Raw genomic sequence first — 22,905 nt, forward strand, 5'->3', positions numbered from 1 at the left:
TCGCCGACCTAATCAGGTTAGCGGTCTTCACCGATGCTTTCGGATATAGGTATATTATACCACTTCGATAGTTTTGTAAATTGTTTCAAAAAAACATAGAAACATTTTCCTAGGTCTGATAGACTAACTTTATCTAAATACATAGGAGGAAGTACCTTGAACAAAAAACCGATTTATAAGAAGTGGTGGTTCTGGCTCGCTATTATCTTTGTTATTGGAGCAATTGGTAATCTCGGTGATAAATCAGCCAAACCCAATGAGTCTGCATCCCAAGTAGCAGCACAGCCTAAAACAGAGAATGTATTAACAGAACAAACTGCCGCAGACAAAGAGAAAGCTGAAGCTGAGAAGAAATCCGCAGAAGAACAGAAAGCGAAAGACGATGCTGCAGCAGCAGAACTGGCTAAAAAAGAAGCCGAAGCAAACAGTGTACCCAGAGAACATAAAGCTGCACTAGAAAAAGCAATAACCTACGCAGAAGTTATGAACATGTCTAAAGCCGGTATTTACGATCAGTTAACATCTGAATATGGCGAGAACTTTCCGAAGGAAGCCGCCAAGTACGCTATTGATACCATTGATTTTGATTGGAAAGAGAATGCTTTAAAAAAGGCACAGACTTACGCCGAATCAATGAGTATGTCTGATTCCGCCATTTACGATCAACTAACATCTGACTACGGTGAAAAGTTCACAAAGGAAGAAGCCAAATACGCAGTAGCTAATTTAAAATAACAGATCGGCGGCGCGTTGCATGAAGTTTGGATTCCGGAAGACCAGCCTAAAAAAACGGATAGCCGTTAGAACCAGTATTAAACGACAGATCGTAAATCGTGTCGGATTGAAAATGCCCCGTGGATATGGATGGTTACGTAATCCGAAACGGGCATAGTATAACAAAGTGTACAACAAGACGACATTCGGTATTTTTAAGGTGATCAAACGGATTTTTAAGTAACCAATCCGCTCAAAGTAATACCCCATAACTTACCGCCTCAACCCTTTATGGCAAAACGCTATAATTAGGTTGAGGTGTTTTTATGTTCATAAGTCCTATGTTACTTGAAACAGCACCGGGTCCATTCAGTCACTCGAATTTTATATATGAACCTAAAGTTGACGGGCACCGGTTGATATATTCGCAACAGTCCGGCAATGTCCGGTTATACACACGTCACAATAACGATTGTACTCGCCAGTATCCTGAGTTAGTCCTGCCGTTTGACTCTGTTATTATCTTGGACGGCGAGGTAGCTTGCACTGATCCAGAGACAGGGCTTAACGACTTTGAAGCAGTCATGAGTAGATTCAGCACAAAGCAGGCCAGCAAGATAACGCAGCTCACTCATAAACTGCCTGCCACATTTGCTATATTTGATATTCTTTTCTACCAGGGACGAGATCTACGTAAGCTACCTCTTATGGAACGCAAGATGATCCTACACAGTCTATCTCTTCCTTCCTCTAACTTTGGAGTTGTGCCCCATATAGAAGGTGCTGGAGAGGAGTTATACACTCAGATAGAGACTATGGGTATGGAAGGTGTAGTTGGCAAGCGCAAAGACAGCCAGTACGTTAGCAGGCGCTCCAAGGATTGGTTGAAGGTTATTAACTGGTCATACGCTGACGTGTACATTACGGGATACAAAAAATCCGAATTCGGGTGGCTTGCTGCTGTTCCAGATCCAACTGGAAGGATGCGCCCGGTAGGGATCATTGAGCATGGTCCAAGTCCAAAACATAAGCAGGCTTTCCGCGGAGTGTGCCAGCAGCTTGTGACTGGAGAGGACACAAATCACGTTTACCTGGAACCACGGATACAAGCTAGGGTAAAAATGCGAAATTGGACCAAACCCGGTTTGCTGCGTATACCCGTGTTTGATCAATTTATTGTGTGAAACAACGCAAAAAGGCTTCGCAATTCAATGCGATAGCCTTTTTTTAAAAATAATTAGTACTCGCTTACTTCAAACGTCAGCACCCGATCAAACAGGATATAGTCCTTACGGCTCTTGAATGGTCCTTTGTTATTGTCGTGTTTGTCGATGGCGTACGTTGCCTTACCGCTTCCGGCCTGCTTGGTCTCGTACCAGTCGATGAAGGCATTTACCTCTTGCATACTCAGGTCGAATTCTTTTTCGAGTCCGGTTGTCATGGGGACCACGAGGATAGCACGGTTACTCGAAGGCTGCTCTGGTTCAACAATAGGCCCTTGAGGAGTTGCAGAGGCTTCGTTGGAGTACCCAGATTCTACACTATCAACAACAGCGCTCACAACAAAATAATATGTAGTACCATTCTTCAATCCTGGAATAACGAAATTCTCATACGCATCTTTTGTTGCTGTTACGGTTTCAGTGTAACTTCCTGCTTCAGTCCCGTACCTTATAACATAACTAGCAGCTCCTTCAACCGAGTCCCACGTCAGTGTTGCTTGGTCATTGCCACCTACAGCCTCTAAATTAATTGATGCATTGTTGTAAAAATTCAATTCAGCTACATTATATGTTTTTGTGCCTTTCTGAAAAATGACTATTTGTTTTACATCCTTTATTACATTGGAAAGCTCATATATTCCATCGTCACCTGGAATCGGTTTAGTAGGAATGCTACCTAGAAGACCAGTACCGTTTTTATCCATAAAATATATAGCAACAGGGCCGCCATCATAATTTAAAATATGAAGCTTATAGCTATTAATATTTACTGGTGTTTCAAATGTATAGACAAGTGTATCTGCAACTTTTAAGTCACTTCTTTCAGTGGGTAAAGCAAAATAAGTTTCAGTATCGTTATCAGTAACAGCCATTGTTGACCCAAATACGTTTATCTCGCTTGAACCTGTTTTAACGAGTTTACCATCTAGCAACCCTTTTATATTAGTATCCGAAGCAGCATTGACACTAGCATTACCAAAGAATAATAATATACCAAAAACTAATACCTTAAACTTTCCGAAATTGATAAGATAATTCCTCATTTGAATCCCTCCATATTTTTGCTAATGAAAATGTAACGTATAGTGTTGCAGGCTGTCTAAACATAAACTTGCTGATCTATAAATATCATCTAATTTATTGCATTTTTATTTTATATTGGATGCATGTCTCCACAAATTACCCGTTTCTATTCTTAAAAATTTGAGTAAAATTACATAGTATAGAGTCTCAAAGGAGGCATTATCATGTGCGGAAGGTTTACAATCACTGACCCCATAGAAGCTATAATGGACAGGTACTATGCATCTATTGCAGATGGATTTGAGTACAAGCCTAATTACAACGCTGCTCCTATGCAGTACATCCCCACCATTATAGGGAGCAAAGACGGCAATAGACTGGGCTCACTCCGATGGGGTCTGGTACCCGTTTGGGCCAAGGATGATAAGATCGGTAACAAGATGATCAACGCCCGTGCTGAGACGTTAACCGAAAAGACTTCCTTCAAGCGTCTAATCAGTTCCAAGCGGTGCATTATACCGACGAATGGATTTTATGAATGGCGTAAGGAAGGATCGACCAAACAGCCTATGCGCATTTTGATGAAGGACGACCGCTTGTTCTCGCTTGCCGGCCTTTATGATACTTGGACAGATCCAGACGGAAAAAAGCTGAGTACTTGCACCATCATTACAACTGAACCAAATAGTCTTATGGAGAATATCCATAATCGTATGCCGGTCATCTTGCGATCTGAGGATGAGGCTGAGTGGCTTGGAAGAGATAATGACGATGTTCAGTCACTACTTGGTCTGCTTAAGCCATATCATGCTTCAGAGATGCGCGCATATGAGGTGCCGAAGGAAGTCGGTAATGTGCGGAATAACAATGAAGGATTGCTAAAAGAAATAGGATAGAAATACTCAGCTTTATCGACTCAGAAAGGTCGGTAAAGCTTTTTCATTACATCTAACACTTACTTGAATATATAGGTTTAATTGTTTAGATATGTAACTAATAATAATTTATTCTTATGTAATTAAAATAACGTTATAAGGAGATCACAATGCAAAAGTTAAAAATGATTGTTACTACAATATTTACCTTAGTTCTTCTATTAAGCTTCTCAACAAGTACATATGCGGCAACTGTAGATAGTGTCCTTAAGGCACCTGAAGAGGGTTGGACGAGATTCGATGATAGGACCCCTGAATTAGTTTATTCTAATGATGACTTGGTATTGCTTAATAACGCCGATACAGTAGGTGACTACAACAAAACTGTTTTAGGCGCAAAACATAAGAAAAAAAGTGAAATTAAATTTAAATTTGAAGGATCGAAAATCAGATTAATTACAAACAAGTCAGATTCATATTCAAAAAAAGTTGCAATAAGTATTGATGGTAACACCGAGTATTTTTCTACATGGAAGGAATCTTGGAGCCATCAAATAATTGCATATGAAAAATTGGATCTTGACTATGGTATCCATGAAGTAATTATATGGACCGAAACTCCTTCGTCAACTGTAGTAGTTTACAATTATCGATTTGATGCAATCGATATCGATGGATCTTTAGTGGACTTTAATTATGTAGAATCTGAAGTTCCAACCACTCCGGAACCTGAGCAACCGACTGAAGGTAGGGCAATACTAGTAGTTACCATGACAACTGGTTTGGAGAAGGAATATGATCTTCCAATGAGTGATGTAAATTCATTCCTCAACTGGTACGATACTCGTGATGCAGGATCTGGACCAGCTAAATTCGCCATCAATAAATACAGCAACAACAAAGGTCCATTCAGCAAGCGTACAGATTACGTGATCTTCGATAAGATATTGACGTTTGAAGTAAGTGAATATACGACCAAATAAAAAGAAAGAGCAGTGAGGTTATCCCTCCTGCTCTATTTTTGTACCCTAAATTCAAACGTATTACGAAAGTATTTCTTCCCCATGATCTTAATGGATACAGTGCTATACGCTTCTACTGATCCTCCCTAATCAATGATGTATTCATGTTCACCTAGGACATGCCAGACGTATACACGGATTTGGTTTAAAGCTACTGTAAGGAAATCTAGGTCTGTGTGGATAGTGCTTTGTATGTATGATTCATTTTTATCACCGTTCACTTTTATTGTGATAGACGCAAAACACCCCACGAGTATTTTCGGTGGGGTGCTTCCTTAAAGGTTGTTGCGTACAGAGGTTTTACAAATTAGTATTTAATTTGTACTGTTACTTCTTCAATAACATCACCATATCTATCTATTACATATACATACCCTGCCACTCCAACATTAATTGGTGAAGAAGCTAATTTCAATAACCCACTGGAGGACACCGTGATATCAGGCGTTCCATCCGAACTTGTGCTTGTGATTACTTTGTATTTATACCCCGATCCATAACCCAATTGATAAGTTCCATTGGGCTGCAAATTAACTGTGTAAACCAATTCTTTTGCTTCAACCTTTGTAGCGAAAGACGAATTGTCTGATACTGACAAACCCGTGGCTACGAGTACACCTAATGATAATGCTACCAGAAATTTCTTCATATTAGTAAGTCTCCTTTTCTTATGTATTAATATACTATAATTCCCATTAGATAATATTGTCAAGAAATTAAATAAAACCCCATATATATTACATGAGGTAAGAGTATAGTTATCACCAATCTTATTAATGGATAGTACTTTATATGTATTGTTCATTAAAATTTTCCTACAACATCAAATGATTCAAAATTTTATAGAAAATATTACCTAGGCTTGATAGACTATTCATGTTGTTAATTATTACTATATCAGGAGGAAGAAGATTGAAAAAGCCTATTCAGAAAAAATGGTGGTTTTGGCTTATTGTTGTGATTATAGTGGGAGGTATCTTCGGCAACAAAGATGAGGAGAAAACTAAGAAAGAGGCAGTTGCAGCAACCAAAGTTTCCGCTCCGGCTGAAACCAAGTCAGAAACTGTTATTGCTGAAAAATCTGCTACTAAGTCCGAGGAAGTTATGGTAGCACAAGAGAATGTAAAGAAGCAAGAGGATAAGAACTTAGAAATACGAGGAACTCTGGGAATGACTCCGGAAGAATCTCGTAAATCGTTCAATAAACGCGCAGATGAGCTTAATAACTCCAAACTGAAAATTGGCAAGAAATTAAACATCGAAACTGGACCAGCTCAAGATGTATTCCAGTATATGACCACAGATTACATAGGTATAGCCGGCTCAGTAAACAAATCAGACGGATCATTACGTGATGTAATGATGATTGGACAAGAAAATGGCACTCTTTCCTCTGGAGCAGATATTATTATAAGTATTGGATTGGTTATATCGGGAACCAACCCTGACATACCTACATCAGCCGTAGGCGATATTATGAAATATTTGGGAGTCATCGATGAAGGTGTAGATTGGACAACAATTGATGAATCCACAGAGGTTAATGGCGTTCGTTATACTCTTACCGGTTCTGATGTTCTTGGAATCATGTTTAGCGCTAGTGACGCAAATGATAAGTAATCTATAAAGGAGACTATTATAAAAAGATTACTAGCTCTACTCCGTGCCATAGCAATGTACTGAATACATTTGAATAAACAAAGGTGGCAGGTTATCCCTGTCGCCTTTTCTTTTGTTATTAATAGAGTTCTTAATTGCTGAAAATTTCCAATATAGTATTCACTGAACTAATATTTTACATGTTAAGTATTTACAATATTAAATTATATATGGTATATTTAACCATGGTTGGCCAACCGTCATATGTGAGAGGCTATTCGACATCTAAGTTCAAATAATCAGACAAACCAGAATCTCTATTTTATTGGTTCTAGTATATTTAGGAGGTTTGAATATGAAAAGATTAAGAAAATTCTCTATTTCTGTTATGGCAACTGCTTGTTTATTAGCATTCGGTTCCGGCTCTGCATTCGCTAAAACTGGTTGGGCTGATTCCTTTGAGACAGCAGAAGTGATGTACTCAAGTGTTAACCAGTCTTCCGGATTTAGCGCAACACAGTATTTAGATAGCATGAGTGATAACGATTATTATGTTGTAGACAACACAAATGGATCTTCTGTTGTCACATTTAGTGTTATTGCTACCCCACCACCTAATTTCGATATTATTATGGGTATTATTAAAAAAGATGCTAGCGGTGCGATACTGTCCATTCAAATGGATAACTGGAATGGACCAGGATACGCTGAGGCAGTTGGTATGAGCGCTAAACCTGGTGAGAAGGTTTACTTCAGAATTATGGATAATGGTATCAACAACTACAACCAACCTTATACAATTCAATTCACTAAAAACTGATCATTAATTTTATCAAAAAGCTCCCCCGCTTAATCTGCAGGGGAGCCATTTTATTTATAGTACTTTGACGACAGGATGAGTACAATGGGAAGTTTAACCTACGCGTTCCAAAGAGTCTCCACGAATCTGGAGTTCTCTCATTAAGCGACGTACCTTTTTGTGATTCACCACGAGGCCTTCCTTTCCTAACGCGGTTCGCATACGTTTGTAGCCGAAATAAGGACGAAGCCGATGAATGCCTAAAATATGTGCTTTCAGATCCGCATCCCGATCCGCTCGTTTCTCTCTGAGGATGATATTCCATTTGTAGTAACCCGTACGATTTCAGCAATTTTCCAAAAAAACCACAGATGCCCACTTACTTATTTCTCGAACGGACTGGCACAGGGCTTCGAAATCCAGCTTCCCTCTCCGTGCAAATTTGGATTGAGCTTTTTTAGATATTCTACCTGCGTTTTCAGATAAGCATTTTCTTCTTCTGCACTGCTAAAATGCTTCTTCGTCCAACGTCCTCGATAATCCTCAAAACTCTCTCCATTTTGGCTTTTCCGTACCCAAGTAATAATCTGGCCATCACTCTAAATACCAAACTTCTCCATGATCCGACTGTATGTCTAACCCTCTTCCAATCGTAGACGAACAGCTTCGTTCTTCGTTTCTTCACTATATTGATTAAAAGTTTGGCCTTTTTCGCTGGCATAACAAAAATCCCCTTCTGTTTTCAGTGTTGAGTTCATTTTAAAATGATCTCTTTTTTCACTGCCTACCTTGAGGGGATAATACCATTGATTCGGAGGACATTGCTATTTTTCTATATGCAGCTAGAGGATATGGATATATCTATTGAATTTTCTTTAAGCTTCTTCTTGAAAGAGGCATGAGAAAAGGTAAAGCAGCAGCTTTAAAATTGTCTGATATTAACTTCAAGAAAAAAAGATACACATTGATGAAACGCTTGATTTTCAGACAGAAAATGATGATGAGCTATTTGGAGATACCAAAACCTTCAGATCCACGCGCACAATTACTGTAAGCGCTAGCTTAATCAATGATTTGAGATATCACGCCACTTGGCAAAACCAAAATAAAATTAACCTGGGAGAATCCATGTACAGGCATGATCTAAATTTAGTGTTGTGTCGAAACGATGGAAACCACATGCCAAAGTCTACCCTCTTCAATGCTTTCCAGAGGATTATAAAGCGTGCAGAATTGAGTGATTATCTTCGAATCGATTCTCTTCAACAGACCTATGCTGTACCCATGCTTAGGCCGTTGTAAGCATAAACTTTGTTCATGAACAGCTTGGTCATGGAAGTGTGCAGATCACCTCTAATATATATGCTCACATCTCCAAAAAGTTAGAGCAACGCAATATTGATCAGTATGAACAGTATACCGCCAACATTCTTGGTTCAAAAAATCAAAATGGGGGACGTTTGGGGGACACTCCTTAATAGAAGTATAATCCCCTTTCAAACGTCCCCCATTTAAACCCTCAAAAAACCCCGTAGTTACAAGGTTTTTTCAATTAGTACAAAGTAATATATTGATCGCGTTCCCATTGGTGGACTTGTGTGCGGTACATATCCCACTCAATTTCTTTCAGCTCATAGAAGTGAGCCAAGGCGTGGTCGCCGAGAGCATCGCAGATTACTTCGCTGCGGATCAATTCATTCAATGCTTCTTTCAGGTCAGCTGGCAAGCTTGGAATGCCTTCTTCCACACGCTCTTCTTCTGACATGATGTAGATGTTACGGTCAATTGGAGTTGGTAAGGAAAGCTCACGTTTGATTCCGTCCAGACCTGCTTTTAACAGAACAGACAAAGCCAGGTAAGGGTTAGCAGCCGGATCCGGGTTACGAACCTCAACACGTGTACTCAGACCACGGGAAGCTGGAATACGAATCATTGGGCTACGGTTACTAGCAGACCATGCTACATAACAAGGTGCTTCATAACCTGGTACAAGACGTTTGTATGAGTTCACAGTTGGGTTAGTAATTGCTGCAAACGCACGTGCGTGCTTCAGAGTTCCAGCCATGAAGTGACGAGCAGTTTTGCTCAGACCCAACTCGTCCGACTCATCAACAAATGCGTTCTCATTGCCTTTGAACAAGGATTGGTTACAGTGCATACCGGATCCGTTCATACCAAACAGTGGTTTCGGCATGAATGTAGCATGTAAACCATGCTGACGTGCAATCGTTTTAACAACGAGTTTGAACGTTTGGATCTGGTCAGCAGCTTTCAGAGCATCAGCATATTTAAAGTCGATCTCATGCTGACCTGGAGCTACCTCATGGTGGGAAGCTTCGATCTCAAAGCCCATTTCTTCAAGTGTGATAACGATGTCACGACGACAGTTTTCACCAAGATCCGTAGGCGCAAGGTCGAAATAACCACCTTGGTCATTCAGTTCGTTAGTCGGGTTTCCTTTTTCGTCTGTTTTGAACAAGAAGAACTCGGGTTCAGGACCAACGTTGAAGGAAGTGAATCCCATATCTTGGGCTTCCTTCAGGTTACGTTTCAAGATACCACGTGGATCTCCTGGGAACGGATTACCATCCGGAAGATATACGTCGCAAATCAGACGTGCAACACGGTTCTCTGCAACCCATGGGAAAATAAGCCAAGAATCTAGATCTGGATAGAGGTACATGTCGGACTCTTCAATACGTACATAACCTTCAATGGAAGATCCATCGAACATCATTTTGTTATCCAGAGCCTTAGTCAACTGACTCACAGGAATCTCAACGTTTTTGATAGCTCCAAGCAAATCAGTAAATTGCAATCGAATGAATCGTACGTTTTCTTCTTTCGAAATGCGGAGAATGTCTTCTTTTGTATAACTCACTATAACCTCTCCCTTTCTTATCTGCGTATTTGGCTTGCCTGTTATATTTGTACATTAGAAAGTTCCACGGGTCAAGGAGTCTCACACCAAAAGTGTATGTTTTCCCCTCACTCGCCAAGTTATGCGAATTTAGTTTTTATTAAAGAATCGGGAAAGCTCTCCCTGAATGAGAGATACTTGTCCTGGTCTCTTACCTGATACAAGCTGCTGCTTCAGCAAGCGGTGCAACTGCGTATCGGACAGCTCTCTGCGTTTAACTTCAGTATCTGGCGTGATAACTGTAGCTTCCTCGGATTCTTTTGAAACAGGATTCATCACTTGTTTGATGCCCGCGATGTTAACTCCTTTTTCAATCAAAGCCTTGATCTCTAGCAATCTCTCTACGTCATTAAAAGAGAATAACCGTTGATTACCTGACGTTCTCGCAGGAACGATCAAGCTGTGCTGCTCATAGTAACGAATCTGACGTGCAGACAGATCCGTAAGTTTCATTACAATACCAATTGGGAATAAGGCCATATTTCTGCGGATTTCATCACCCATGTTCATCAACCTTCCAGTCATCTATTCTTCACCCTATTGTACATTTAGTTATTACCAAGTGTCAATGACGTGTTAGATAAACTCACAATAATTTACGATCTTTCATAGTCTGTAACGCCATCAAAACGCCATATTTGACATGAGAGTACGTTAATCCGCCTTGCATATACCCGATATACGGCTCCCGAATAGGCGCGTCGGCTGATAATTCCAGACTTCCACCCTGAATGAACGTACCTGCCGCCATAATGACAGGGTGCTCATAACCAGGCATATCCCACGGTTCAGGAACCACATGGCTATCCACAGCTGCTGCACGCTGAATCCCCTGCACGAAGGCGATCAGATGCTCGGCAGAGCTAAACTTAACAGCCTGGATCAGATCTGTGCGAGCTTCATTCCAGGCGGGTTTGGTTACAAATCCGGATTCAGCAAACATCGCAGCAGCAAACGCACTTCCTTTGATAGCTTGTCCTACAATTGTCGGTGCCATGTAAAGTCCTTGGTAGATGCCACGTGTTGTCCCCAGCATTGCTCCAACCTCTCCCCCAATTCCAGGGGCTGTTAGACGATAAGCTGCCAGCTGTACGTATTGTTCCTTCCCACATATGTATCCACCGGTTTCCGCAATGCCTCCACCAGGATTCTTGATCAGTGATCCGGCCATCAGATCAACTCCGACTTCTGTCGGTTCACGTTCCTCCGTGAATTCACCGTAACAATTGTCTACGAATACGATGACATCTTCCTTAAGCTCTTTAACACGCGTAACCATGTCAGCAATCTCAGCAACACAGAAGGATGAGCGCCAGTCATAACCACGTGAACGTTGAATCCCAATGACTTTTGTAGCCGGTGTAATGCTTTTTTCAACTGCTGCCCAGTCCACTCCACCTTCATCAGTTAAGGCCGTCTCACGGTAACCGATGCCAAAATCGCGTAATGAACCTGTACCATCACCGGGTTCGCCAATAACTTTATGCAATGTGTCGTAAGGCTTACCCGTGATGTACAATAATTCGTCACCTGGACGCAAAACTCCAAAGAGAGCTGTACTAATCGTATGAGTACCTGAAGCAAAATGAGGACGCACCAACGCGGCTTCCGCGCCGAATACATCAGCATATACTTCATCAAGTACTTCACGCCCACGATCGTTATAGGCATAACCTGTTGAACCTGCAAAATGAAAATCACTTACTTTTCGCTGTTGGAAAGCATGAATCACCTTCCATTGATTGTGATCTGTGATCCGATCAATCTGTTGCAGTTGTCCTTCAATCTGACGCTCCACTTGACGTTGAAGTTCAGATATTTCTGAATCAAAGCTTACCATCTTACTTCATTCCCCTTCATAGCACGAATCTGACGTCGAATATCCATTATCGTGTAACTTATCACATCAATATGTCATGAATATTACAATTCAATGAATTCTTCAAGCATATAACCAAATTTCTCATATTCACCTTTTTGCAATTCAACTTCATAAATCACATCACTCTCTTCAAAGCTGGTATCCACTACATCACCAATTTTATAGAGTACCGACGTAAGATCACCACGTTCTGCCGGAATACGGAAGCGCTTCGTATCACCTGTCAGCTCTGTCTGAATGAATTCACGGATTTTAAGCAGATCCTCCGAGTCTAATGCGCTTACTTTAATATGGTCTTTATCCAATGGAAGCATCTCAAGCTGCTCTGGTGTGCACGCATCTTTTTTGTTATACAGGACTAACTGCGGCTTGTCCCCTGAACCAAGTTCTTGCAGAATCGTATTAACCGTCCGCATCTGATCTTCACGCATAGCTGATGAGGCGTCCACAACATGCAGGATCAGGTCTGCCTCATTCACTTCCTCCAGCGTTGCCCGGAATGCTGCAATCAGATCATGCGGTAGATTTTGAATAAATCCAACCGTGTCGGTAAGTACGATTTCTTTTCCACTTGGAAGTTCCATCGTACGTGAAGTGGGATCCAATGTAGCGAATAGCTGATCTTGAATATACACATCTGCAGCCGTCAACTGCTTGAGCAAGGTTGATTTGCCAGCATTGGTATAACCAACAAGGGCTACCTGGACAATACCTGTTTTTTTACGGCGTTCACGATGCAATTTGCGATGACGAGTCAATTCATCCAGATGACGCTTCAGATCATCGATACGACCACGAATGTGACGGCGGTCTGTCTCCAGTTTGCTTTCCCCCGGGCCTCTTGTTCCGATTCCGCCCCCGAGTCTGGACAGGTTCTTTCCATGACCCGACAACCGTGGCAGCAAATAGCTATGTTGAGCCAATTCCACTTGAATAATACCTTCTCTAGTGTTTGCCCGTTGTGCAAAGATGTCCAAAATCAATTGGGTACGGTCAATAATTTTGAGATCGAGGGTTTCTTCCAGATTACGAACCTGTGCACCTGACAATTCCTGATCAAATATAGCTGTAGTTGCTCCCAGTTCCTCTGCAATCGCACGGAGCTCTTCCACCTTACCTTTACCAATGAACCATTTGGTATCACGTTTTTCCCTGTTCTGAGAAAGTACACTTAGCACTTCCACTCCAGCTGTCTCGGCAAGTTTCACCAGTTCTTCTAAAGAGTACTCAGGGTTGATACCTGTACGTTTTACATCATCCGTAACAAGACTCACCAAGACGGCGCGATCTTTTTTGACCATATCTGTATCATGCGTGCCATTTGTCATATATATGTTCACTCCCTCTAATTACTAAATTAATCCGTTGATATACATTGCCACGAATATGCCATGGCATGCCTTAAGCCGAACCGGTTGGCCCGGCCGGCTGGTGTAAAAACTATATTATCGCTTACTTTCGCTCAAAGTTCAAATCCTCTGTACGGATTGTCATCAGCTCCAGTTTTCCTGGACTGCCTTCCGAGTATTGTTCCAACAAACGAACTGCCTGATGCCTGATCGAACGCTCAATGGCATTACGAACGTATCTGGCGTTACTGAACGCATGCAGCGAATCATTTTTTTCCTGAAGCAAATGTTGTTTTAGCTTGAGTATGGTCTGTGGCATTAGAATATAGTCACGCTCTTTGGCCATAATCTCAGAGATTTGAATCAACTGATCAATGCTATAGTCTGGAAACTCCACTTGAATGGGAAAGCGGGAAGGTAATCCGGGATTGGTCTGAAGAAAAAAATCAATCTCATCTGAATAACCAGCCAATATGAGAATAAACTGATTTTTGTTATCTTCCATTGATTTTACAAGCGTATCGATTGCTTCCTTGCCAAAATCCTTCTCTCCCCCGCGGGCCAAACTGTAAGCTTCATCAATGAACAATATTCCACCGAGTGCCTTCTTGACCAGATCTCTTGTTTTCTGCGCCGTGTGACCGATATATTCTCCAACCAGATCCGCACGCTCTACTTCAATAAGATGACCTTTACTCAACACACCCATCTTCTGAAAGAGTTTGGCAACGATCCTCGCCACGGTGGTCTTACCGGTTCCGGGATTGCCTTTGAAGATCATATGATACACGTGCGCACCACTAAGTAAGCCTGCTTCGGTACGCATCTGAGCAATCTGTAGGAAAGCATAGATCTCAAACACCAAGTCTTTGATATTTTCAAGTCCAACCAGTTGCTCCAATTCACCCTGTATCTCCTGGAAGTGCGCATGTTTGGTTATACTCTTGGCTGCCTGTAATGCCGCTGCTTCATCTTTGACCAACATCTGAGGTTCCTGGTTACGCAACACAATATTAATTTGTCTGGATGGTCTGCCTCCTGGTTGCTCTCCTGCAGCCATGACCCGTCCGTTCATTCGCCATCACCTCTATTTTATCGGGCTGAACTCTCCTGATTATTAATGTATTCTATCAGGTGCTCCAATATTAGAAGGATCATGAAGAATTCTACGGATAATTAGATGTCTCAAATCTGAATGTTTTTTCGAAACTCTCCGTTCTCAAATAAACTCGGCCTATGCTTCAGTGATAACTGAAAGTATGGGAATACATGTGCATCAATGGCATGCAGCAATTCCTTAGCCGTCTTGTTAGCCAAGTCATAATCACCCGTTGTAATATGTTTTCGTGACAGTGCATCTTCAAGCTCATCTTCATCCAGCAAAAAAACTTCTCCATCTTTCAGTACAACGACATCCAGATACAGGTCATCAAACCAAGGAACACCCTGATCGGTTATCCCCTGACTACGACATGTATCAATGTACCACTCTACAATCCGTTCCTGATCGTCAAACATCGCCGTAACTACAAAGTGCTCTCCCTTCGGATAGTATTGCAGCCAGGAATAACCTTTATCTGCGATACAGAAGGTACTGCCTCCATAAGTTTTCCACAGAGGTTCTTTCAAATCCTGTATGGTGTACAACGTAATATAACCTGTGAAAATTTTGGATTGAACGAACCGGCATGTGAATTGTCGGTTCGTAATCCGGCGCCAGTTCGCGCGATCCCCGAATTTCCGTTTCATACGAACCCCTCTTTGCCGACTACAGGTCCGTGACCTGCTCTGATGTTATTGGTGAACAATGTAATAACGTCCGCCTGATGGATTCCAGCGCTCTGGGCCCGCCCTTGCACAACGTATTACGAATAGTTACAGCTTACCATATTTAAGGTTTACACTCAAAATCAAGCTTTGTCCCACCTATTCATCAAATCGGTTTCCATTAGAGTTGGTTTTGTATAACACAAAAAAACTGCTTCACCGGTTTCCCGGGAAGCAGTTTTTTCAATGTAGCTATAATGTAGCTATTTAGTGATTCATTGGCTTAGCCGCCGGTGCCAGCTTGGGAATCTGCAGGTGCATCTGTCCCTCCAGTATCCCCACTTGTTCCGCTGTCCGGAGTTACAACTTCGCCCGGCGTTGTTACGCCCCCGTCATCGGAACCTTCACCATTTCCGCCAGGATCTGTTGTGCCCTGACCAGGTGGGGTCGTATTTCCTTCCCCAGGTTGACCGTTTCCGCCGTTATTACCACCGTTGCCATTGTTTCCGTTATTACCATTACCATTACCATTACCGTTATTGCCATTTTCATTTCCATTACCATTACCGTTACCGTTATTACCGTTCGAGTTGCCATTATCCGGTGTACCATTGTCCGGATTCTCCGTACCTGGCTGCTCAGGATCTATCTCTGTTCCAGGGTCTATACCAGGATCAGGTTCCTCCGGCGGTACTTCCTGCGCTTCAATCATCAAGGAGATGGTGTTGGAAGGATCCGTCTCAAGTCCTGATGCCAAGTCGTAAGCTGTCACATAGTACTCATAGGTTAGACCAGGCAACGCACTTAAATCTTGTGCATTGGTCGCTCCTATTGCATCAATGAGATGAGTGAACTGGGCTTCAGATGTTTCTTTCCGATAAATTCGATATTGCGTACTCGCGTCACCCGTTCCAGTCCAACTCAGGGAGACGGTTTGTGCATTTGGATCGTATGATCCACTCAGCCCACTAACGGACAGAGCCGGCTTTTCTGGTTCTTCTACTGGCGGAGGTGCCTGCCCTCCAGCTGGTGCTTTGAATTGCTTCACTGGAACGCCTTTTAAAGCATCTCCCATGACTTTGGCAAAGAAAGCTGCCGACAGCTTACTGCTGTTCTTAAGCATATGATTGGCATCCGGATTGTCATAGCCCATCCAGACTGCGGCAGTCCATTCCGGGGTGTATCCAACAAACCATACATCACGGTTGGCACTGTTGCCAGAGATACCACTTTGAACTGTTCCTGTTTTACCCGCTACCGGACGATCCAGACGTGCTGAACGTCCCGTACCGTCATTAACAACGTTCTGTAGCATCTGTGTAAGCTGATACGCATTTTGCTCACTCATGACACGTGTTGTGTCCGAGTTATCATGTTTATAAGTGGTTTTGCCTGCGCTATCCTTGATTTCTTTAATCGCATAGGCTTGTCGGTATTCTCCGAGGTTGGCAAATGCACTATAGGCCTGCGCCATTTCCAGTGTATTTGTACCTTTACTTAGACCACCGAGGGCAATCGCCAAGTTTTTGTCTTCATCTGTCAGCTGTATGCCTACACTCTTGGCAAAATTAATGCCTGTGTTAACACCTATTTTATCAAGCAGCCAAACCGCAGGGATATTTTCCGACTTCGTAATGGCATCCGTCATACTGATCGTTGAAGAATATCCATGCAAGTTACCAGGACAGTAGTTACCAAAACATTGCTTCGCATTACTCAGCGACGAGTTGGCACTGTAATTTCCTGATTCAAGCGCAGGTGCATAAGACACAATCGGTTTAAAAGCTGAACCTGGTTGTCTTCGACTCTGCGTTACACGGCTATAACCTTTAGTCTGATAATCCCGTCCTCCCAGGAGGGCAACGAGGCTACCATTCTCATGGTTCATGATAACCATGGAGCCTTGAACCTGTTGATCGTCTTTACTTGCCTCGAACAGACTATCATCTGTGAAGGCAGTTTCCATGGCTGTTTGAGCCTGAGCATCCATAGTTGTATAGATTTTGTATCCGCCGATATTCAGATCATCTTCCGTTTTGCCTGTTACACGTTCAGCTTCACGGAGCACATAATCTATAAAACCTTGATACTTCCTGTCTTTCTCTGGTCGCTTGTAATTATAGTTAATCTCTTTTGCTTCGTCCATCTCCGCCTTGGTAATGTAGCCTTGTTCATACATCAGCTGCAATACCACACCTCGACGTGCTTTTGAGTCGTTTGGATTGCTCACCGGATTATAGGCAGAAGGCCCTTTCGGCATAGCCGCCAATGTAGCAATTTGCCACAACTTCAACTGACTCAGATCTTTTTGTCCAAAGTAAAATTCAGATGCCGCTTTAATCCCGTAACGCTGATGACCGAAGAAAATCCGGTTCAGATACATCGTCAGGATTTCGTCTTTTGTGTACTTGCGCTCTAATGCCATGGCAATCGATACTTCCGTTGCTTTACGGAAGAACGTTTTGTCACGGGACAAGAACATGTTCTTGGCAAGCTGTTGGGTTAGTGTACTACCACCTTCCACCATGGAACGAGCCATGACGTCCTTAACCGCCGCACGCCCAATGGACCAAATATCCACGCCCTGATGATCGTAGAATCGCTTATCCTCCGTTGCAACAAAGGCTTGCTTTACAAGCTCAGGAATATCGTCTTCTTTGACAGGTTCCAGCTTCTGAATGGATAGTTCCCCCATTAATTGGCCATTGCGATCATATACTTTTGAAGTTTCATTAATTGTGGTTTTGTCCTTATTGGCTTTGAGCAGATTTTCACCACTCACCATAATAAATAAATATCCGCCAAGTGCACAGAATATGGCGATTGCCATTGTGAAAAACAGTGTCCATCCAACGCGTTTACCCGTAATTTTTTTCTTTTTAGAGGTCTTTGGCTTCGCTTTTTTGGGTGACTTGTTATTGTTGTTGCGATTGTTAGACCTCGACAACGGATCGTTTGGCATGTTACCTCCTGACTCCCTTTCGGTTGCATAATTTCTAATCGTCTGTAGGCTCAGGCATATATTAAACATATTTTGCCCGGAATGAAAAGAACAACCCTTTATTCAGGTTGCTCTGTTTCAATACCTATACTTGTAGACGAAATGGTTGGTGAAAAGGTTTCGTAATTTTTTTAAGCTTCGCCGCTGTTATCTTGCTGCATCAGCGATACGCTGCGTTGCGGCGTGAACGTGGAGATGGCATGCTTGTAGACCATTTGCTGGCGTCCGTCGCTGTCAATGACGATCGTAAAATTGTCAAATGCCTTGATCGTCCCGCGGATTTGGAAGCCGTTGGTCAGATAGACCGTAGCAGGAATATTTTCTTTCCGCAGTTGGTTCAAGAACGTATCTTGGATGTTGATGGACTTGTTCATTAGCCGTACCCCCATTGGTTCATTTGAATTCGTGTTCAAGTAATATTCAATATCGCTGAGTAGCTTTCGTGCTATTATATCATGAACAGTTTCATATAATCCACAAAAACCCCTTGTCTGCTATTTTACCCCCATTCTTAGCGAGGTGAACAAATAGAAGACTTATCCATTATACACCGCTTGTCTGTTTTGCAAAAGAGGGACAAAATCTTCATTTTAAAGTACATTTATTCGTTGTTTAGCGAATGCTTATCCTCTACCATCTGTTCTAGTGATAAATAAAAACCTCTATCCTTTTGATAACCAGAAGGTAGAGGTTTACATATCTTGATCTAATCGATGCCTGTCAGAAGAATACTAACAATCGCTCAAATCAATCAAATTTTTGTGTAATCAATTCACTAATCTGCTTGTATTTCCCTTCAAAATCCTGGGTATCCGTCATGTCCACCCATTCAATATCCTTCATATGGCGGAACCAAGAAAGCTGCCGTTTGGCAAACCGACGCGTATCCCTCTTCAACCACTCAACCGCAGCTTCCCAACTCACTTCCCCTTGCAGGAACGCTGCAATCTCCTTATACCCCAGCCCTTGCATGGAAATATGACCTCTGGCTACTCCGCGTTCCAACAGGGACTTCACTTCATCCACAAGACCTTGTTCGATCATCAGATCAATCCGCTCTTCTACCCGGGCGTACAACTTCTGCCGATCCATTGTCAAACCAACAATAAGAAGGTCATAAGGTGACTCTTTCTTCTGTACTGCCAGCTGATCAGACCACTTCTCTCCTGTGAGATGATGGATCTCAAGCGCACGTACAATTCGCCGTTGGTCATTCGGATGCAGACGATCCGCACTAACGGGATCAACTTCCCTCAGTCGATCATGAAGGGCCTGAGCTCCATTTAGCTCAGCATAGCTGAATTGTTCCTCTCTGAACGCTTCATCCGAACCGCTATCCGAAAATTGAAAGCCGTAACATACCGATTCCACATACAGACCGGTGCCCCCTACAATAAAAGGCATTTTACCGCGTTCGTGGATTTCACTAATCAATCGTGTGCAACTCTCCTGAAACTCGGCCACAGAATACGGATACTCCGGTTCATGGATATCAATGAGATGATGGGGTACACCCTTCATTTCTTCAGAGGTAATCTTGGCAGTTCCGATATCCATTTCTCGATATACCTGCATCGAATCTCCTGAGATAATCTCACAATTGAAAGCTTGGGCAAGCTCGATGCTCATTCTTGTTTTGCCTACTGCTGTTGGTCCAACCAACACAAGCAGTTTAGGTTTTGGTTTAACTTCCACTTTCAACATTAATCACTCCGTACAGGGTTTTTGCATTCGCCCGATCAAGTATTTCAAATCCGAGCCTGTCAAACTCCGCGCTGCCGCGCTTTTCTTTCATGACTACCCGTTTACGGGCAACCCGTTTTGCTTCCATAATGCTCTGTTCATCCAGCGCGTGAGCATTTGCATAATCTCGCAAGGGCTGTATAGCACTTGAATCCATCATTGGCTCACGAAACATGGGGTCAAAATATACGGTGTCACAGCTTTGATCTGGCAACGATCGAAGCAAATCGAGATGATTCGCATGATGCAGCTCAATACGCCGGAAAGCTTCATTTACCGCTGGCTTGATCGTCTCATATTGAGACATCCCCTCCACTAATAGTGTATATAGCGGAAGAGAGCTCTCACATGCAATCACCCGTCCACTTTTGCCCACTGCAACCGAGAACACCAGTGCATCCGTGCCCAGTCCGGCTGTACAATCGATGATGGTATCCCCTTCATTCACCGCCCCCGCCTCCAGCAGTGGATCAGGTTCTCCTCGCAATATACGTTTGGCACGAACAAATCCCATGCTGGGGTGGAACTCCAGCAACGGTGAATCCTTCCGAAATAGACGCACTTTACCCTGGAGTACAACCAGAACCTCCTCCGCCTCATAGTGTTCAATCATCATGGGCAGAGACATTTTATTACGGCGCACGTAAGTACCCCCTGTTGTTTCAGCAAGGTTTTGGGCCCGCTCCACAAGTAAAGCCGCTTCCTTTTCACCGGTTGTAATATACATAGATTCCTCCTAAATAGCTACATAACACGTTTGAACAATTTTTCCAGATCATATGTTGAAAATGAAATCACAATCGGCCGCCCATGTGGACAAGTGTAGGGCTGACGACATGAACCCAATCGCTGAATTAGCACTTCTGCTTCCTGATCCGTCAGCTTTTGGTTCGCTTTGATGGACGCCTTGCAGGAGCACATGATCGATGCAGCTTCTCGCATCTTGGCGACATCTATGCTGCGTTCACTCAACACCCACTCGGACATTTCTTCGATAATGTCTTTCTCGTCCCCTTTGGGGAACCAGAACGGATGGGAGCGCACACGGAACGTCTGTCCACCGAAATGCTCCAAATATACACCCGCCTGTTCGAACCAAGCCAGCCTTGTTTTCAGCTTTTCCGTCTCCGAAGGTGTAAACTCCAGCGTAATAGGCAGCAGTAACTCTTGTGAGGCCTGGGCAGGGTTACCAAACTTCTCGTAATAGTACTCATAATTTACGCGTTCATGAGCGGCATGCTGATCAATCAAATATAAACCTTGGTCATTTTGCGCGATCAAATACGTACCATGATGCTGTCCGATCAGACTCAGCTCCGGAAATTCAGGCATGGATGCATCCGATTTAATGGCAGCAGCAAGTTTAGTGGCATCAGGTAGACCTGAAGTTTTCCACGTCCGTTCACTTCTCGGAACTGAAGACGGATTATACGATGAACGCGCTTCCCTAACCGGTGAATATACGGAATCGGAGCGATACGTAGCTGGTTTGCCTTCAGCCAGCGGTTTCTCTGTTGCTCCACGATCCCCACCATCTTGAGAAGAGAGGTCAGATTTGGGAACAGTTTCGGTTGAACTTGTACTTGAACTTAAACTTGTACTTACATCCTTAGTGCCTTCTTGCACGTTAACGGATGTCTGCCCCCCGTCATGACTAGCAATCTTCTGTAAAATATCCCCGTTCCAACTTTCTAACTGCACAGGGGGGTGTGTAATCTCAGGTGGAGCTTCGGGCAACGGTACTGAGTGACCCTGTTCAGATACTGGCTGTCCTGTGGTCACATCCGCCGGAGCATCCAAATCCAGATCATCATCTTCCGTAGTTAACTTCAGCGATGTACTAGCAGGTTTCCCGAGTGGACCTTGTTGTCCATATCCTTCTGCATCAGATGCATCTTTCAGCGGACCACGTGGAAAGAGGAATTGTTCCTGGATAAAGGAACTATCGTCCCCACGTCGAATCTGCTGTTTTTTGACCTGTGGAATCAGTACCTCCTGCCGGAGTATACCCCGCAACGTCGTCTCTATGAATTCATACAGTTCTGGTTCCTTGCTAAAGCGAACCTCCAACTTGGCCGGATGCACATTCACATCCACAAGAGAGGGGTGCATCTCCAACTGCACCACGACAAGTGGGAAGCGATTGATGGGCAGCAAGGTATGGTAGGCTTTGAGAATCGCCTGATTGAGACCGTAATTGCGAACAAATCTCCCATTAACAATCGTTGACATACCATTACGATTCGCTCGTGTCCATTCTGGCAGGCTGATCAGCCCGCTCACCCGGTAATCCAGACTTTCACCCTGGATGGGAAGCATCGCTTTCGCTGCACTTGTCCCATAGATCGCTGCAACCACTTGCAGCAGATCGCCATTACCCAATGTCTGAAGCAACACATTCTCATTATGGCGCAGTCGGAACGAAATGTTTGGGTGAGACATCGCCATCCGGTAAAGGACATCTGATATATGTCCCAGTTCCGTCTGGATCGTTTTCATATATTTAAGTCTGGCTGGTGTATTGTAAAATAGTTCTCTCACTGCAAAATCTGTACCTTGGGGTGAGGTTGCATCTTCATGAGAGACAAGGTTCCCGCCTTCAATCACGATGCGGCGTCCTCGCCCGTCGTTATCACTTGCGGATAACACCTCTACCTTGGACACGGCGGCAATACTCGCCAAGGCTTCTCCGCGGAATCCAAGACTTGTGATCTGGAACAGATCTCGGCCATGGGCTATTTTACTGGTCGCATGACGATAAAAGGCGGTTTCCATGTCCTCTGGCTCAATACCTGTACCATTGTCTTTGACACGAATACTGAGGAGTCCGCCCTCTTCCACCGTCACTTCAATCTTGGTGGCGCCTGCATCCACCGAGTTTTCGAGCAACTCTTTGACAACTGAAGCAGGCCGTTCGACCACTTCACCCGCCGCGATCTGGTTGGCAATATGTTCATCAAGCACATGTATTTTCGCCACAGGTTTTCC

Annotated in this window: 21 protein-coding genes; 6 read left to right on the top strand and 15 right to left on the bottom strand. The window is 43.3% G+C overall.

Features of this window, described 5'->3' with window-relative positions:
- Positions 1-156 precede the first annotated feature (156 nt).
- Together EL84_RS24210 and EL84_RS24220 are read left to right on the top strand one after the other, a co-directional pair.
- Positions 157-735 (top strand): Ltp family lipoprotein, encoded by a 579-nt coding sequence (locus EL84_RS24210; protein WP_053061597.1) that lies wholly within the window; start codon positions 157-159, stop codon positions 733-735.
- Positions 736-1,040: 305 nt separating this feature from the next.
- Positions 1,041-1,898, top strand: coding sequence for an ATP-dependent DNA ligase (locus tag EL84_RS24220; protein WP_047843412.1), 858 nt, complete (start codon positions 1,041-1,043; stop codon positions 1,896-1,898).
- 53 nt (positions 1,899-1,951) lie between these two features.
- Here the strand turns inward: EL84_RS24220 and EL84_RS32630 are convergent, their stop codons facing one another.
- Positions 1,952-2,980, bottom strand: a complete 1,029-nt coding sequence (locus EL84_RS32630) for a fibronectin type III domain-containing protein (protein WP_047843413.1) — start codon at positions 2,978-2,980, stop codon at positions 1,952-1,954.
- A gap of 204 nt (positions 2,981-3,184) precedes the next feature.
- Here EL84_RS32630 and EL84_RS24230 point away from each other — a divergent pair, with 204 nt between their 5' ends.
- Both EL84_RS24230 and EL84_RS32330 read left to right on the top strand, forming a co-directional pair.
- Entirely contained in the window at positions 3,185-3,856 is a 672-nt protein-coding gene (locus EL84_RS24230) for an SOS response-associated peptidase (RefSeq protein ID WP_047843414.1), read from the top strand.
- A 149-nt stretch (positions 3,857-4,005) separates the two neighbouring features.
- Positions 4,006-4,818 (top strand): hypothetical protein, encoded by an 813-nt coding sequence (locus EL84_RS32330; RefSeq protein WP_047843415.1) that lies wholly within the window; start codon positions 4,006-4,008, stop codon positions 4,816-4,818.
- A 346-nt stretch (positions 4,819-5,164) separates the two neighbouring features.
- On the opposite strand, the gene EL84_RS24240 is transcribed toward EL84_RS32330, so the two are convergent.
- Complete coding sequence (locus EL84_RS24240; protein WP_047843416.1) at positions 5,165-5,506, bottom strand: hypothetical protein; 342 nt, start codon at positions 5,504-5,506, stop codon at positions 5,165-5,167.
- Positions 5,507-5,769: 263 nt separating this feature from the next.
- Between EL84_RS24240 and EL84_RS32635 the strand changes: the two genes are divergently transcribed.
- Together EL84_RS32635 and EL84_RS24250 are read left to right on the top strand one after the other, a co-directional pair.
- Positions 5,770-6,477 carry a hypothetical protein gene (locus tag EL84_RS32635; RefSeq protein ID WP_053061598.1) on the top strand — a complete coding sequence of 236 codons (708 nt, stop codon included), beginning with the start codon at positions 5,770-5,772 and terminating at the stop codon, positions 6,475-6,477.
- Positions 6,478-6,811: 334 nt separating this feature from the next.
- Positions 6,812-7,276 (top strand): hypothetical protein, encoded by a 465-nt coding sequence (locus EL84_RS24250; RefSeq protein WP_047843417.1) that lies wholly within the window; start codon positions 6,812-6,814, stop codon positions 7,274-7,276.
- A 93-nt stretch (positions 7,277-7,369) separates the two neighbouring features.
- Here the strand turns inward: EL84_RS24250 and EL84_RS32640 are convergent, their stop codons facing one another.
- From EL84_RS32640 to mutL, 13 genes are all read right to left on the bottom strand, one after another.
- Positions 7,370-7,573 carry an IS3 family transposase gene (locus EL84_RS32640; RefSeq protein ID WP_082219120.1) on the bottom strand — a complete coding sequence of 68 codons (204 nt, stop codon included), beginning with the start codon at positions 7,571-7,573 and terminating at the stop codon, positions 7,370-7,372.
- Between the two features lie 160 nt (positions 7,574-7,733).
- Positions 7,734-7,976 carry a hypothetical protein gene (locus tag EL84_RS32060; protein ID WP_047843418.1) on the bottom strand — a complete coding sequence of 81 codons (243 nt, stop codon included), beginning with the start codon at positions 7,974-7,976 and terminating at the stop codon, positions 7,734-7,736.
- An 831-nt stretch (positions 7,977-8,807) separates the two neighbouring features.
- The gene (gene glnA, locus EL84_RS24260) at positions 8,808-10,136 is read right to left on the bottom strand and encodes a type I glutamate--ammonia ligase (protein WP_036613569.1); all 1,329 of its coding nucleotides are present in this window, start codon (positions 10,134-10,136) and stop codon (positions 8,808-8,810) included.
- 129 nt (positions 10,137-10,265) lie between these two features.
- Positions 10,266-10,679 carry a MerR family transcriptional regulator gene (locus EL84_RS24265; RefSeq protein WP_017687924.1) on the bottom strand — a complete coding sequence of 138 codons (414 nt, stop codon included), beginning with the start codon at positions 10,677-10,679 and terminating at the stop codon, positions 10,266-10,268.
- An 82-nt stretch (positions 10,680-10,761) separates the two neighbouring features.
- Positions 10,762-12,015 (bottom strand): aminotransferase class I/II-fold pyridoxal phosphate-dependent enzyme, encoded by a 1,254-nt coding sequence (locus tag EL84_RS24270; RefSeq protein WP_047843419.1) that lies wholly within the window; start codon positions 12,013-12,015, stop codon positions 10,762-10,764.
- Positions 12,016-12,098: 83 nt separating this feature from the next.
- The gene (hflX, locus tag EL84_RS24275) at positions 12,099-13,385 is read right to left on the bottom strand and encodes a GTPase HflX (RefSeq protein WP_047843420.1); all 1,287 of its coding nucleotides are present in this window, start codon (positions 13,383-13,385) and stop codon (positions 12,099-12,101) included.
- Between the two features lie 124 nt (positions 13,386-13,509).
- Positions 13,510-14,481: an AAA family ATPase gene (locus EL84_RS24280; protein WP_047843421.1), complete on the bottom strand. Its 972-nt coding sequence runs from the start codon at positions 14,479-14,481 to the stop codon at positions 13,510-13,512.
- A gap of 110 nt (positions 14,482-14,591) precedes the next feature.
- On the bottom strand, positions 14,592-15,155 hold the full coding sequence (locus EL84_RS24285) for a DUF402 domain-containing protein (protein ID WP_036672757.1): 564 nt from the start codon (positions 15,153-15,155) through the stop codon (positions 14,592-14,594).
- A 301-nt stretch (positions 15,156-15,456) separates the two neighbouring features.
- Positions 15,457-18,135, bottom strand: coding sequence for a PBP1A family penicillin-binding protein (locus EL84_RS24290; RefSeq protein ID WP_047843422.1), 2,679 nt, complete (start codon positions 18,133-18,135; stop codon positions 15,457-15,459).
- 170 nt (positions 18,136-18,305) lie between these two features.
- Positions 18,306-18,548: an RNA chaperone Hfq gene (hfq, locus tag EL84_RS24295; RefSeq protein ID WP_017687918.1), complete on the bottom strand. Its 243-nt coding sequence runs from the start codon at positions 18,546-18,548 to the stop codon at positions 18,306-18,308.
- A 373-nt stretch (positions 18,549-18,921) separates the two neighbouring features.
- Positions 18,922-19,878: a tRNA (adenosine(37)-N6)-dimethylallyltransferase MiaA gene (gene miaA / locus EL84_RS24300; RefSeq protein WP_036613558.1), complete on the bottom strand. Its 957-nt coding sequence runs from the start codon at positions 19,876-19,878 to the stop codon at positions 18,922-18,924.
- Positions 19,859-20,644 (bottom strand): class I SAM-dependent methyltransferase, encoded by a 786-nt coding sequence (locus EL84_RS24305; RefSeq protein ID WP_047843423.1) that lies wholly within the window; start codon positions 20,642-20,644, stop codon positions 19,859-19,861. The genes miaA and EL84_RS24305 overlap by 20 nt, the downstream gene beginning before the upstream one ends.
- 17 nt (positions 20,645-20,661) lie before the next feature.
- Positions 20,662-22,896, bottom strand: a complete 2,235-nt coding sequence (mutL, locus tag EL84_RS24310; protein WP_047843424.1) for a DNA mismatch repair endonuclease MutL — start codon at positions 22,894-22,896, stop codon at positions 20,662-20,664.
- Positions 22,897-22,905: the final 9 nt, after the last annotated feature.

Source organism: Paenibacillus sp. VT-400 (genome assembly GCF_001029205.1).
Taxonomy (GTDB): Bacteria; Bacillota; Bacilli; order Paenibacillales; family Paenibacillaceae; genus Paenibacillus; species Paenibacillus amylolyticus.